The sequence below is a fragment of the Myxococcales bacterium genome, from assembly GCA_012517325.1.
In the GTDB taxonomy this organism is placed as follows: Bacteria; Lernaellota; Lernaellaia; order Lernaellales; family Lernaellaceae; genus JAAYVF01.
Map to the genome: position 1 here is coordinate 1 of JAAYVF010000015.1, position 13,340 is coordinate 13,340.

At 63.6% G+C, this 13,340-nt stretch carries 14 protein-coding genes; 1 reads left to right on the forward strand and 13 read right to left on the reverse strand.

Annotated elements, in window-relative coordinates:
• The 12 genes from GX444_03595 to selD form a co-directional block, all read right to left on the reverse strand.
• A partial coding sequence (locus GX444_03595) for a protein BatD (protein NLH47670.1) occupies positions 1-379 on the reverse strand: 379 nt, incomplete at its 3' end.
• On the reverse strand, positions 360-1,250 hold the full coding sequence (locus GX444_03600; protein NLH47671.1) for a tetratricopeptide repeat protein: 891 nt from the start codon (positions 1,248-1,250) through the stop codon (positions 360-362). The genes GX444_03595 and GX444_03600, both read right to left, overlap by 20 nt.
• The gene (locus GX444_03605) at positions 1,247-2,248 is read right to left on the reverse strand and encodes a VWA domain-containing protein (protein ID NLH47672.1); all 1,002 of its coding nucleotides are present in this window, start codon (positions 2,246-2,248) and stop codon (positions 1,247-1,249) included. The genes GX444_03600 and GX444_03605 overlap by 4 nt, the downstream gene beginning before the upstream one ends.
• A complete protein-coding gene (locus GX444_03610; protein ID NLH47673.1) occupies positions 2,249-3,232 on the reverse strand; it encodes a VWA domain-containing protein in 984 nt (327 codons plus the stop codon). It abuts the gene before it with no gap.
• Entirely contained in the window at positions 3,229-4,251 is a 1,023-nt protein-coding gene (locus GX444_03615) for a hypothetical protein (protein NLH47674.1), read from the reverse strand. Before GX444_03615 ends, GX444_03610 begins: the two co-directional genes overlap by 4 nt.
• The gene (locus tag GX444_03620) at positions 4,248-5,126 is read right to left on the reverse strand and encodes a DUF58 domain-containing protein (protein NLH47675.1); all 879 of its coding nucleotides are present in this window, start codon (positions 5,124-5,126) and stop codon (positions 4,248-4,250) included. Before GX444_03620 ends, GX444_03615 begins: the two co-directional genes overlap by 4 nt.
• 19 nt (positions 5,127-5,145) lie before the next feature.
• Positions 5,146-6,141 carry a MoxR family ATPase gene (locus GX444_03625; GenBank protein NLH47676.1) on the reverse strand — a complete coding sequence of 332 codons (996 nt, stop codon included), beginning with the start codon at positions 6,139-6,141 and terminating at the stop codon, positions 5,146-5,148.
• A gap of 212 nt (positions 6,142-6,353) precedes the next feature.
• Positions 6,354-8,231, reverse strand: a complete 1,878-nt coding sequence (locus GX444_03630; protein ID NLH47677.1) for a YgiQ family radical SAM protein — start codon at positions 8,229-8,231, stop codon at positions 6,354-6,356.
• Between the two features lie 42 nt (positions 8,232-8,273).
• Positions 8,274-9,065, reverse strand: a complete 792-nt coding sequence (gene thiD, locus GX444_03635) for a bifunctional hydroxymethylpyrimidine kinase/phosphomethylpyrimidine kinase (protein NLH47678.1) — start codon at positions 9,063-9,065, stop codon at positions 8,274-8,276.
• 223 nt (positions 9,066-9,288) lie between these two features.
• A complete protein-coding gene (locus GX444_03640; protein ID NLH47679.1) occupies positions 9,289-9,528 on the reverse strand; it encodes a Fis family transcriptional regulator in 240 nt (79 codons plus the stop codon).
• A gap of 8 nt (positions 9,529-9,536) precedes the next feature.
• Complete coding sequence (locus GX444_03645; protein NLH47680.1) at positions 9,537-10,535, reverse strand: tRNA-dihydrouridine synthase family protein; 999 nt, start codon at positions 10,533-10,535, stop codon at positions 9,537-9,539.
• A gap of 2 nt (positions 10,536-10,537) precedes the next feature.
• The gene (gene selD, locus GX444_03650) at positions 10,538-11,503 is read right to left on the reverse strand and encodes a selenide, water dikinase SelD (protein NLH47681.1); all 966 of its coding nucleotides are present in this window, start codon (positions 11,501-11,503) and stop codon (positions 10,538-10,540) included.
• A 223-nt stretch (positions 11,504-11,726) separates the two neighbouring features.
• On the opposite strand from selD, the gene mdh reads away from it, so the two are divergent.
• Positions 11,727-12,656 carry a malate dehydrogenase gene (mdh, locus tag GX444_03655; protein NLH47682.1) on the forward strand — a complete coding sequence of 310 codons (930 nt, stop codon included), beginning with the start codon at positions 11,727-11,729 and terminating at the stop codon, positions 12,654-12,656.
• A 171-nt stretch (positions 12,657-12,827) separates the two neighbouring features.
• Here the strand turns inward: mdh and rimM are convergent, their stop codons facing one another.
• On the reverse strand, positions 12,828-13,328 hold the full coding sequence (rimM, locus tag GX444_03660) for a 16S rRNA processing protein RimM (GenBank protein NLH47683.1): 501 nt from the start codon (positions 13,326-13,328) through the stop codon (positions 12,828-12,830).
• Positions 13,329-13,340 lie beyond the last annotated feature (12 nt).

A 13,340-nucleotide genomic window follows, 5' to 3' on the forward strand; every position in this document is an offset into this window, starting at 1 on the left:
TGCCGACCGTCACGGTGATCGGGTTGGACCGCGCTTCCTTGCCCCGGGCGGTGACGCGGGCCACGAGGGTGAAGCGGCCGGCGCGGCGCGCCAGCAGCGTAAAGACGAATTGGCGATTGACCGACAGTTGCCCGTTGACGAAGTTGACGCTGCTCTGGGTCGAACTGCCGACGATTTCCAACCCGTCGGCCCCCAGCAGCTCCGGTGCACTGCCGGAGCGGCCTTCCGCGCTGACGACCGCCTGAAAGGTGTCGCCCACCGCGACCGCCGTCGGCTGAACGGACAAGCGCAGCGACACCCCCTGCGCGACGGCGGGCACCGCCGCCAGCAGGCAGGCCAAACAGGCCGCCGCGATCAGACTACCAATCCTTGTCCTCATCCTCATCCGACTTTTCCGTCTGCAACCGTTGCTGCAATTGTTGTTGTTCTTCCTTTTGTAATGCGTCCAGGATGGCCGCCGCAACCGCGGGATCGATCTGGTCGGGAGACGGCGTCGCCTCCTGAGCCTCGCCGGCCTCGCCTTGCTGTTCCTCGGCGGATTGCTGTTCTTGTTGTTGTTGCTGCTGCTGGTCCTGCGGCTGGGGGGTCGATTGCTGCTCGCCCTGTTTTTTCTGCTGATCCTGTTTTTGTTGATCCTGCTTGTCCTGATCTTGCTGATCCTGATCCTGCTTGTCCTGATCCTGCTGTTCCTGGTCCTGTTTGTCCTGATCCTGCTTGTCCTGATCCTGCTGATCCTGGTCCTGTTTGTCCTGATCCTGCTTGTTTTGATCCTGCTGTTTCTTGTCCTGATCCTGCTTTTTCTGTTCGTCCTGCTCCTGTTTTTTCTGCTGGGCGTAAAGCAGGTTGTGCTTGGCGTCCTCGTCGTTCGGATTCAGGCGCAGCGATTGGCGCAGGCTTTGAATGGCGCTGCCGTAATCCTGCAGCGCGATTTGCGCGGTGCCGCGATTGTACAGGGCGCGGGAACGCAGGCCCGGGTCGTCGGTGGTCAGCGCGTTGGTATAGGCCTTGAGGGCGTCGGCCGGATTGCCTTTCTTGAACAGCGCGTTGCCCAGGTTGATCTGCACCTCGGGGCGGGACGGATCGAGTTCGGCGGCCTGCTGATAATCAGCCAGCGCCTCGTCGATCTTCCCCGCCGCGAACGCCTGATTGCCGCGGCTGACCAACCCGGGAACGCTGTCGGCCCGGCTCGCCGGCGCCCAGGCCAGCCCGCCCAGGAACAACAACAGCAGCAGCCATCCCGCGCGTTTCATCCCTGCCTCCGCTTACGCCGCCCCAGCAGGCTTTCCGCCGCCAGCAGCGCCACGGCCGGCAGCAAAAACCACTGGTATTGCTCCTTGTACCGCACGACCGTGCTCGACTTGAGATCGCGGCCCTTCATCGCCGCCAGCGTGCCGGCGATTTTTTGCACGTCCTCGCCGCCGTAAGAGGCAGGGACGAACTGGCCGCCGGTGACGGCCGACAAAATCTGCAACGGTTCCGGTTCGAGCCGCGTGTAGACGATGTTGCCGCTCCGGTCGCGTTTGAAATTCTCTTCCTTGCCGTCGTGAAGCGGAATCGGCACGCCGTGCGCGCCGCCGATGCCGATCGTATGGATGATGAGCTTCTGTTTCTCGGCCTGGCGCGCCGCTTCCTCGATGCCGCCCGCGTGGTCCTCGCCGTCGGAAAGAATGATCAGCACCTTTTCGAACTGCTCGTCGGCGGTGAACAGCTTGAGCGCACCCTCGACCGCCGTCTTCAGCCCGGTGCCCGAGCGGCCCACCGCCTGCGCGTCGAGCGCGTCGATCAGCATCTTGGCGGCGCCGTGGTCGAACGACAGCGGCCAGCGCAGCACCGACGAACCGGCGAAGGGCAGCACCGCCACGCGGTCGCTGCCGATCGCGTCCAGCAGCCGGCCGGCGATCACCTTGGCCTGGCCGAGACGGTCGGGCATGGCGTCGCGGGCCAGCATCGAAACCGATACGTCGATCGCCAGCACGATGTCGATGCCGCGGCGCTGCACCTCGACGTAATCGAAGCCGAATTGCGGCCGCGCGGCCGCGATCACCAGGAACGTCACGGCCAGCGCCTGCAAGGCCTGCCTTAGCGCCACCCCGCCGGGCCGCGCGGTTCGCAAGGCCGCGCGCTGTTCGGCCGCCGGCAACAGCCTTTCCAGCCGCCGCCGCGAGCGGCGGCGCAGGAGCCAGGCGCCCAGCAGCATCAACGGCACCAGGGCCAGCAGCGACAGAACCTCGGGATGCGCGAACCGCATTTACTCCACCTTCCGTAGCGGGCCGCCGCCCAGCAGCAGTTCCAGGAACAGCAGCGCGACGCCGGCCCAGACCAGCGGCTCGAAACGGTCCTGGTAGTGCGTGGCCTTCTCGCGCTCGACCTGCGTTTTTTCCATCCGGTCGATTTCGTCGAAGATGTGCCCCAGGCCTTCGGCGTCGGTGGCGCGGAAATACTTGCCGTTGCCGGTCCGGGCGATCTGCTGGAGCGCTTCCTCGTCGAGCTGGTCGTCGATCGGCACGAGCCGCTGGCGACCGAACGCGTCGCGGATCGGAATCACCGACCGGCCGCGGATGCCGACGCCGACGGTGTAGATTTTCATGTTCAAGGACTTGGCGAGGCGCGCGGCGGTGATCGGGTCGATTTTGCCGGCGTTGTTGTTGCCATCGGTCAGCAGCACGATGACGCGGCTCTTGCCCGGCGCGTCGCGCAGCCGGTTGACCGCCGTGGCCAGCGCCATGCCGATCGCCGTCGAATCGCCGAGCATCCCCGATTGCGCCTGCTCCACCAACTGCACCAGCACCTCGTGATCGACCGTCAGCGGGCACTGGGTGACGGCTTCGGTGCCAAACAGCACCAGCCCCAGCCGGTCGCCCACCCGGCCCTCGATGAACTTCGCGGTGACGCGCTTGGCCACCGTGATGCGGTCGTCGGGCTTGAAATCGAGCGCGCGCATCGACTCGGACACGTCGAGCACCAGTAGGATGTCGATGCCCTCGCTCTTGATGCGCTCGGTCACCTTGGCGGCCATCGGCCGGGCGACCGCGAAGGCCAGCACGGCGATCGCCAGAATCCGCAGCAGCAGGGGCAGTTTGCGCAACCGCTGCCGCCAGCCGGCCGGCAAATCGCGGAACGCGGCGGCGTCGCCGACCAGCAGCGTCGCCTCGCGCTTGCCCCGCCAGCGCAGGACGAGCACCAGCAGCGGCAGCAGCAGCAACAGCAAAAACCAGGGTTGCCCGAAGCTCATGCCTTTTTCTCCCCGGTTTCGTCCGCCGCCGTTTCAGCGGCCGCGGCCGGATCGGCCGCCTCGCCTTCCGGCGCAACGCCCACGGCGGAAGTCGCCACCGGCGGCGCTAGAATCGGCCGCGTATCCTGGACCAGCTTGCGAGCCCCGTCGCGGTCGGCGGTCCAACGCCCCGGCGGCACCGGCAGGCCGGCGAATTTCGCGCGGTCGGCCACGCGCAGCAGATCGGCCAGAAAATCCTCGTGGCCTTTCAGATCCAGCCCGCGCAGATCGGCCAGGATTTCGGTCGTGGTCCGCTCGAGCGCCGGAAAATGGAAACGGCCCTCGAGGTATTCGCGCACGATGTCGGTCAGTTCGCTGTAATAGGGCTTGGCCTCCTGGCGAAACAGCCATGCTTCGAGTTCGGGGCCGACCAGCCGCCGCAGGGCGCGGATGTCGGGCGGTTCGTCGGGTTCGGCCTTTGCGAGTTTGCCGCCGCGCCGGCGCAGCCGGCGCACCAGCCAGACGATCAGCACCACGAGCAGGGCGGCGCCGAGGGCGGCCGCTGCGGCGATCAGGCCGATCTTCAGCCAGTCGCGCTTGATATTCTCCTGCCCCTTGATCGCGCGGGCGTCCTGATCGACGAGCGGCGCCACCACCTCGAGGATCAGCTCCGGCGGGGTGTCGGTTTCGACCTTGCCCGCGGAATCGGTCAGGCGCAGCGGCCAGGCCGGCAACGGCACCTTGCCGGAACCGAAGACGACCAGATCGCAGGCCATTTCCAGGCGGCGATGCCCGCCGGGAAAATCGTGGATGACCGGCTGGGCGCAACCGACCACGTCGAACTGATCGGTCGCGGCGGGCGGGCGCGGCGGCGCGACGTTCCAGCCTTCGGGCCATTCGGCGAACAGGGTGTAGGTCACGTGCTGGGCCATGGAAACCGTTTGGGGCGTGACGGAAGCGCCGAGCACGACCTCGTGCGCGAAGGCCGCTCCGGCCCCGGCCAGCAGCAATCCGAGGGCAAGGAGGAAGGCGCGTTTCATCGACGCCTCCGCTGGCGCGCGTCGAAAAAGCGCATCAGCGCCGGCGCGGCGCCCTCGTCGGTGCGCAGGGTCAGAAAATCCACGCCGTTGCGCGCGAACAGTTCGGCCAGGCGGCGGCGCTGCTGGGCGGCCCGCAATTCATACCGCCGCCGCACCAGCGGCTGCGAGGTGTCGATCCACAGCCGTTCGCCGTTCTCGGCGTCCTCCACCTCGATGAGGCCGACCTTCGGCAACGCCACGTCCAGCGGATCGAGCACCTCCATCGCCACCAGATCGTGCCGGCCGGCCACGGCGCGCAATTCGCGCTCGAACGGCAGCGGCGAACGGAAATCGCTGATCAACACCACCACCGCGCGGCGGTGGCGCACCTTGCGCAGATGGGCCAGCGCCTGGGCGATGTCCGTGCCGACGCCGACGGTTTCGCCGGCCAGCAGATCGCGGATGACGCGCCAGACGTGCTTGCCGCCCTTACGCGGCGGCACGTACTGCTCGATGCGGTCGGTGAACCGCAACAAGCCGACCTTGTCGCCCATGGAAACGGCGGAGAAGGCGAGGATGGCGGCGGCCTCGGCGGCCAGTTCGCGCTTGCCGCGCACCGAGCCGAAAATGCCCGAGGCGCTGACATCGACCACCAGCAGCAGGGTCAGTTCGCGTTCCTCGGTGAACAGTTTGACGAACGGCTCGCCGGTGCGGGCGGTGACGTTCCAGTCGATGTCGCGGATCGGATCGCCCGCCTGGTAGGGACGCACCTGGTCGAATTGCGAACCGCGGCCGCGGAAGACGGAATGGTAGGCGCCGGAAAATCCGGTTTCCACCTGTTTCCGGGTCGTGATCGCCACCCGGCGGATGCGGCGTATGGCCTGTTCGGTCAGCATGGCCCCCGGCTCCCGCGCCTCACGGCACCTCGACGTTGTCGAAGACGGCCTTCACCAGATCCTCAACCGTTTTCTCCTCCGCCTCGGCCTCGTAACTGGGAATGATGCGGTGCCGCAGCACGTCGGGGCCGATGGCTTTGATGTCCTCGGGCGTGACGTAGGCGCGGTGCCGCAGGAAGGCGTGGCAGCGCGCGGCGGCCAGCAGACCCAGGCTGGCGCGCGGGCTGGCGCCGTACTCGAACAGCGCCGCCCAATCCTTCAGGCCCCGAACCTGATCCGGATAGCGGGTCGCGAACACCAGGTCGAGGATGTAGCGCTCGATCTTCTCGTCGACGCGCACCCGGTGCGCCACCTGGCGCATTTCCAGCAGGTGGGCCGGCGTCAGCACCTTGTCGATTTCCGGCAGCACCGCCGAGCCGATGCGTTCGATAATCAGCTTTTCCTCCTCGCGCGTCGGGTAATCGATCCGCAGCTTGAGCAGGAAGCGGTCGCGCTGGGCCTCGGGCAGCGGATAGGTGCCTTCCTGCTCGATCGGGTTCTGGGTGGCGAACACCAGGAAGGGCGACGGCAATTGGTGGGTGGCGTCGCCGATGGTCACCTGGCGTTCTTCCATGGCTTCGAGCAGGGCGCTTTGCACCTTGGCGGGGGCGCGGTTGATTTCGTCGGCGAGGATCAGGTTGGCGAAAACCGGGCCGAGCTTGGGAACAAATTCGCCCGTTTCCTTGCGGTAGATCAAGGTGCCCACGAGATCGGCGGGCAGGAGGTCGGGCGTGAACTGAATGCGGGAGAACTTGGCGTCGATGGCCGCGGCGAAGGTCTTGACCGCCAGGGTCTTGGCCAGGCCGGGCATGCCCTCGAGCAGCACGTGGCCGTCGGCCAGGATGGCGATTAAAATCCGCTCGACCATACCCTTCTGGCCGATGATCCGCTTGCCGATTTCCGTCAACAAGCGATCGACCATCGCCGACTGGTCGACGATTTCCCGTTCGATACGTTCCAACTCGCTGGATATCATGGCCTTTTCTCCTCAATAACCGGTCGAACCACCCGTTGGCGAATACCGGGATTTTGCCACACAGACACCCGGATTCGCCTCCTGGTTTGATCGAATAAAAGCGGATGCAAAATATGTGGAAAATCAACCGGTGGCAAGCCACGCCGCGATCGTCGTTTTTATAAAACGGCGATCCCTTTGAACCGATCAACCGATCGGTCTACCTCGTCTTTTCATTCAAACGGCGACCATTGCGGCTCGCTCTTCAACAGGCACTGGCATTCGCTGCCGACCAGGTCCAGTCGGTTGGCCTCTTTCAACGCCTCGAACACGTACCGTTCGTTCTGCGGCTTGTAAAATTGGAAGAGGCTGCGCTGCAGTTTGCGCTCGCGGTAGGCCAGCGGCCGGTAGACCGGTTCTTCGGAGGACGGATCGATGCCGGTGTAGTACATGCAGGCGGAATCCGTGCCCGGCATGGGTACAAAATCCTGGATCTGGCATTGATCCAGGCCGTGCTGTTTCAGGAATTGGGCGATCTCGATCGCGCTTTCCAACCGGCTGCCGGGGTGGGCGCTGATGAAATACGGGGTGATCGACAAGTCGCCCAGCTCGAACTTGCCCTTCAAATGGTTGAATTTCTCGATGAAGCGCTCGATCGTGCCGTTGTGATATTTGCGCAGGCGCCGATTCACTTCTTCAGAGACATGCTCGAGCGGCAATTTGAGGTGGCCGGAAAGGAAATGGCGCATCACCTCTTCCAGAAATTTTTCGCCGACCGGATCGGCCTCGAGCAAGTCGATCCGCAAGTGGCTCGACAGATAGCAACGTTCCACGCCGTCCACCGAACGCACCGCCTGCAGCAGATCCAGGTAATCCGAATGATCCACCTTCAGGTTGGGACAACGATCGGGTTCCAGGCAACTGCGGCGGGTGCATTGCCCCTTGGCGTCGATGTCGAGCTGGCAGCCCATGCCGTACATGTTCGCCACCGGGCCGCCGACGTTGCTGATCCAGCCCCGGAAATACCGGAACCCGGAAATCAGCATGGCTTCCTTGATGATCGATTCCTTGCTGCGCTGGCTGATGTAGCGGCCTTCGTACTGCCGTTGATTGCAGAACGTGCAATCGCCGAAGCAGCCGCGATGGGTCGTCAACGAGAATTTCACGGTTTCGAACGAGGGTATCGGCCCGGCTTCGCGATACCGCGGATGCGGGGTCCGCGAATACGGCAGCGCGTGGATCCGGTCCAGTTCGCCGGTGGACAGCGGCCGCTGCGGCGGCGTCTGCACCAGCACGCAATCGTCGTAACGCTGCACGAGCGGGCGGGAACCGCAGTGGTAGTCGCTGTTGGCCGCGACCAGCCGCTGAAAATCGACGAAGGTCTGTTTGGAAAGTTTCAACTCGCCGTAGCCGGGCAATTCGATGTATTCCGGCGGCAGCAGCTTTTCCGCCTCGTTCATTTTGTCTTTGGTGATCTTGTAGACCAGGCCGCGAATGTTCCGGCAGTCGAACACCGAGCCGTTGCGCGCCAGCACCTGCGCGACCTGGGTCATCGCCCGTTCGCCGGGCCCGATGAGCAAAAGGTCGGCCGGGCATTCGGCGAGCAGGCCGGGGCGCAGCGCGTCGTCCCAGAAATCGAAATGAGCCAGCTTGCGGCCGGACGCCTCGATGCCCGTCAGCACGATGGGCACGTCCGGAAAGGTGTCGTGAATCAGTTCGGCGTAAACCTTACAGGCGCTGTCCGGGCGCAATCCCGGCAACCGTCCAGGGCTGAAAAAATCGATTTTGCGCGGTCGTTTCGTGGGGCTGTAGTTGGCCACCATCGAATCGTTCTTGCCCGCCGAGACCGCGAAGAACAGGCGCGGTTTGCCCAGTTGTTGAATGTCGTTTTTCGATTGCCAGTCCGGCTGGGCGATATATCCGATGCGCAGACCCATCGTTTCCAACACCCGGCCCAAGATCGCGATCTCAAAGCCGGAGTGGTCGATAAAGGCGTCGCCGGTCACCAGGATCACGTCAAGTTGATCCCAGCACCGCCATTCCATTTCCCGCCGGCTCATCGGCAGGTGCCGAAAAACCCGAGTTTCGTCGTTGGGGGTATTCGCTTGCATTGCTTCTCAGCTCCCTCTGATCCAATAAATGCCGTCTCGGATTCAAGACCCGAGATAGCACCAGCCGGTCGCGGATTCCGCGGCCGGCGGCCAGGCAGTTTGGATTCCTCCCCGAACCCGGCGAATGGATTTCGCCACTGCCTCCGTAATTGGCTTCCCCAAAGCCAGATATCCGGCCGCCATCGAGGACAGCATGCATCCCGTGCCGTGGATTTGCCGCGTTGTCAGGCGTTTGCCTTTCCAAAGGCGCATGCCTTCCGGCCCCGCCAGGATGTCTGTCGGATCTCCGGGCAAATGGCCGCCCTTGATTAAAACGTACCGCGCGCCCATTTCCCGGATTGCGATTGCGGCTTGCTTCATCTCCGCGACCGAGCGGATCTTCATTCCAGTCAGTGCCTCGGCTTCCGGCACGTTCGGCGTCACCAGCAGGACGTACGGCAATAAACGATGCCGAATCGCCTGCATCCCGTCAGGCGCCAACAAATCGCCCCCGGCGCCGGCCCTCAATACCGGATCCAACACGACTGGACAATTCAAAGATGATTTTTTTAAAAAGTCCACGCTTGCTCTGACTATTTTCGTTTCGGCCAACATGCCGATTTTAATCGCCGCCGGTTTCAACTCGGCGATCAATTCATTTAGCGTTCGTTTCACTTGCCGGACATCCACCGGAAAAATGCGAGCAGGGCCACTGGGCCGCTGGGCTGTGAGAGCCGTAACAACTCCCAGGCAACGCGCGCCGACCATCGTTAATGACCGCGCGTCCGCAAGCAAACCGGCGCCCCCGGTTGGATCGAAACCGGCAATGCAAAGAACCAACGGTTCCCGTTTCACGCTATCTCGCATCTTTAATAACCGTAACTAAATGATTTGAAAAGGGGTTTACCAATGTCAGGAGGCACCAAGTGCCTAATGTCATCCGGTGAAAAACTTTTAAAAATACCGGCAGGTACTTTTCCAAAAATTCTTTGCTCTTTTCTGACTCACGGCATTACAGGCCGAATATTCCCCATCTCCCAATCATTCATTACTACTAAAAAGCAAGTGAAATCAAGCCCTAGCCGCCAAGCGACTTTTCGTGGTATTGCAGCTTCCTTCGCAAGGTGTTGCGGTGGATTCCCAAGAGGCGGCTGGCGGCCAATTGGTTGCCGTTGCATTCGCGCATGGCCAATTCCAACAGGCGCCGTTCAAAAAAGCCGATGACGGTTTCGTGGACGTTGCTCAATTCGCCGGGTATTACCGAATGGAGATACCGCAGGCAAAAATGATCGAACGCGCCGACCAACTGGCGATCCATTTTTTCTTTCATGGCTCTTCTCCATCCGTTTGACGCAAGACCTGCGCGGCCAAGGCCAGCATTTCGGCGATGCTTGCGGCCGAGGCGATATCGCGCCGGGCCGCCGCCGCTCCGGGCATTCCTTTAATAAGAAACAAGGCGAATTTCCGCATTTCCTTGGCGGTCCGGACCTCGCCCTTGTAGCGGCACGACAACTCGACGTGTTCCCGGAGCAAGGCCAATCGCCGCAATCCGTCGTAATCGGGCGGTTCCGGCGCGCCGGCCAGCACGGCTTTGACGGATTGAAAAATCCACGGCCGCGCCACGGCCGCGCGACCGATCATCACCGCGTCGCAATGCGTGGTCGCGAGCAGCCGCGCCGCGTCGGCGCCCGATTGAATGTCGCCGTTGCCGATCACCGGAATCCGCAGTTCCTGCTTGACTTGGGCGATGAGCGACCAATTCGCGACGCCGCCGAACATTTGCGCCCGCGTCCGCGGATGCACGATGACCGCGTCGGCGCCTTCCCGCTCGCAGATAGCTGCGCACTCGAGCGCATTGACCTGTTCCGCGCCGGCGCGCAGCTTGACGCTCAGCGGCAGGTCCGTCGCCCGCCGCAGGGCGCGGACGATCCGCCCGAGCAGCGGCGGGTCGCGCATCAACGCCACGCCGTGACCCGAGTTCACCACCTTGCGCACGGGACAACCGGCGTTGAGATCGATCCATTCCACGGGCCGCTCGTTTTGCACGATCCGGCAGGCCGTCGCCAGGTGTTCGGGATCTTTGCCGAAAAGCTGCACGGCCAGCGGATGGTCGTCGAACTCGGCATCGAGCAATCCCATCGTTTTCAGAAAGCCCTTGCTCTGGGGCCGCGCGAGCGCCAGGCTGTCGGCGCTGACCATCTCGGTAAAGGTCAGATCGGCGCCCTGGCGGCGGCAGACGGCGCGGAACGGCGCATCGCTGTAGCCGGCCAGCGGCGCCAGCAGCACCGGCGGCAACGAGCCGAGATCAAGCTGCCGCAATTTCATGATCAGCGACCCGGTTTGAGCAGCAGCGGTCCGGGCCGGTCCAGAATCCGGCCGACGATCGCGGGCGAGGCGACACCCGCTTCGCGCAGGGCGAGGCGGGCTTCTTCGGCCCGTTCCGGCGCGACCGCCATCAGCAACCCGCCGCTGGTCTGGGCGTCGTTGGCCAGCAGCAGGAGATCGTCGGAGATCGCCGCGTCGATCTGCATCCATTGATAGGCATAATCGCGGTTCGCGTACGTGCCGGCCGGGATCAAGCCCATTTCCAGGCACGCCGCCACGCCGGGCAGAACCGGCACCTGGTCGAGCCACAATTCGCCGCCGAGCCCCGAGGCGCCGAGCAGCTCGTGAAAATGCACCACCAGGCCGAAGCCGGTGACGTCGGTGACCGCGTGGGCCGCGACGCGCCGCGCGACGGCCGCCGCCTTGTCGTTGAGGAACGAGCAGGTTTCGATCAGCAACGGTTCGGTTCCCGGCGGATCCATCTCCGCTTTCAAAGCGGTGGCGAGAATTCCGGTGCCGATCGGCTTGGTCAGAATGACCAAATCGCCGGGCCGCGCGCCCTTCTTGGCCAGCAATTCGCGCGGGTCGATCAGGCCGGTCACCGCCAGGCCGTATTTCGGTTCCCGGTCGTCCACCGTGTGGCCGCCGATGATCTGCAGGCCCGCCTCCGCCGCTTTGTCGTAGCCGCCGGCGAGGATCTGCGACAGCACTTCCATGCCCGGCGGCCCCTTCTGCGGAAAGGCGACGATGTTCAAGCCGGTCAGCGGCGTGGCGCCCATGGCGTAGATGTCCGACAGGCTGTTGGCGGCGGCGATGGCGCCGAAGGCCCGCGGCTCGTTGACGATCGGCGTAAAGAAATCGACCGTCTGGACCAAGGCCAGGTCGTCGCGCAGCAGATACACCCCGGCGTCGTCGCCCAGGCCGAGCAGCACCCGGGCGTCAGTCGGACGAGGCAGTTTCTCCAACACGGCGGCCAGCTCACCCGGAGCCAGTTTGCAGGCTCAGCCGCTGCCGTGGGATAGCTGCGTCAACTTGACTTTGTCCACCACGCTCCCCATATTTGGTTCAAGCATAAAGAATAGGCGATCGCCCCCGGGCGATGCAACCTGATCCGAATGAATTCTTCGTTCCCGACAAAAACAGGAGCGGTCCGCCAACCCGTCAGCAAATGGCCGGAGGGAAGTACTCATGGTGCGTAAAAAAATCACGATCGTCGGCGCGGGCAACGTCGGCGCGGCCCTGATGGCCTGGGCCGCGGCCAAGGATTTGGGCAACCTGGTGCTGGTGGACGTGGTCGACGGCCTGCCGCAGGGCAAGGCGCTCGACCTGATGGCCGCCGCGCCGCTGATCCGCTTCGACACCAAGATCGTCGGCACCAACGACTATCGCGAAACCGCCGACTCCGACGTCATCGTGATCACCGCCGGTATGGCCCGCAAGCCGGGCATGAGCCGCGACGACCTACTGGCGGCCAACGAAGAGATCATGAAATCCGTCGTGCAGGAAGTGACGCCGCTCAGTCCGCACGCGATCCTGATCATCGTCAGCAATCCGTTGGACGCGATGTGCCACGTGGCCAAGGCGGTGTCCGGGTTCCCGCGCGAGCGCGTCATCGGCATGGCGGGCGTCCTCGATTCCGGCCGGCTGCGTACCTTCATCAGTTGGGAACTGGGCGTTTCGGTGGAGGACATCAGCGCCCTGGTCCTCGGCGGCCACGGCGACAGCATGGTGCCGCTCATCCGCTACTGCTCGGTGGGCGGCGTGCCGCTCGAACAATTGATCTCGGCCGACCGCATCGCCGCGCTGATCGAGCGCACCCGCAACGCCGGCGCGGAGGTCGTCTCCCTGCTGAAAACCGGCAGCGCCTTCAATTCGCCGGGCGCCGCCGCGTTGCAGATGATCGAGGCGATCATCAAGGACGAAAAACGCATCATGCCTTGCGCCGCGTATCTCCAGGGCGAGTACGGCCACAGCGGCATCTATCTGGGCGTACCGGTGCTGCTGGGTATCGGCGGCATGGAACGAATCTTCGAACTGAATCTGACCTACGAGGAAAAGCTGGCGCTCGATAAATCCGCCGCGGCCGTCAAGGAACTGGTCGTCAAACTGCGCTACAAATAAGGGAGGAAACCACGCCTTTCTCCCGCGTTCCGCGGGATAAAGACGTGGCACACCAACTTGGTTTCAACGGGAAAAGACAGGGAAGAAACCACGAATAAACACGAACGGAAAAACAATTGTTGTTTTCTAATTCGTGACTCTCATTCGTGGTGATTGACGACTACCCGGAGTTCAATCCAGTCCGGCTAGCAACCGGACCGTGATCTTTTTCGCTTCGCGATCGACGTTTAAGACTACGTCGTCGATATAGGGCAGCAGCCACTCGCGACCGCCGCCGGTTACCTGCAGAACGTCGTTGGCGCCGGTGGGGATGATCGATTCCACGCGGCCGAGGCGGCGGCCCTCCTCGGTCGTGACTTCCATGCCGACCAATTCGTACCAGTAGAATTCGCCTTCCGGCAACGGCTCCAAATCTTCCTGAAGCGCCAGAATCTCGCCGCCGACCAGGCGTTCGGCCTGCTCGATCGAATCGATGCCCTCGACCTGGAGAATATAGACGGGGCCTTTTTGACGACAGGATCGCAACTGCGCGGCGAATCGATTGCCGGCGGGATCGGCGACGGTCACCCGGTCGAGAGTGGCGAGGTTAGCGGATTCGCCGCCGTGGGGAAAAACGCGAAACTCTCCCCGCAGTCCCTGGGTTTTAATGATTTTACCCAATGAGACGAACAAGGGAGCTCCGCG

Coding starts and splice junctions, on each gene's coding strand:
- GX444_03600 (NLH47671.1), bottom strand. CDS start 1,250: ATGAAACGCGCGGGATGGCTGCTGCTGTTGTTGTTCCTGGGCGGGCTG.
- GX444_03605 (NLH47672.1), bottom strand. CDS start 2,248: ATGCGGTTCGCGCATCCCGAGGTTCTGTCGCTGCTGGCCCTGGTGCCG.
- GX444_03610 (NLH47673.1), bottom strand. CDS start 3,232: ATGAGCTTCGGGCAACCCTGGTTTTTGCTGTTGCTGCTGCTGCCGCTG.
- GX444_03615 (NLH47674.1), bottom strand. CDS start 4,251: ATGAAACGCGCCTTCCTCCTTGCCCTCGGATTGCTGCTGGCCGGGGCC.
- GX444_03620 (NLH47675.1), bottom strand. CDS start 5,126: ATGCTGACCGAACAGGCCATACGCCGCATCCGCCGGGTGGCGATCACG.
- GX444_03625 (NLH47676.1), bottom strand. CDS start 6,141: ATGATATCCAGCGAGTTGGAACGTATCGAACGGGAAATCGTCGACCAG.
- GX444_03630 (NLH47677.1), bottom strand. CDS start 8,231: ATGCAAGCGAATACCCCCAACGACGAAACTCGGGTTTTTCGGCACCTG.
- GX444_03640 (NLH47679.1), bottom strand. CDS start 9,528: ATGGATCGCCAGTTGGTCGGCGCGTTCGATCATTTTTGCCTGCGGTAT.
- GX444_03645 (NLH47680.1), bottom strand. CDS start 10,535: ATGAAATTGCGGCAGCTTGATCTCGGCTCGTTGCCGCCGGTGCTGCTG.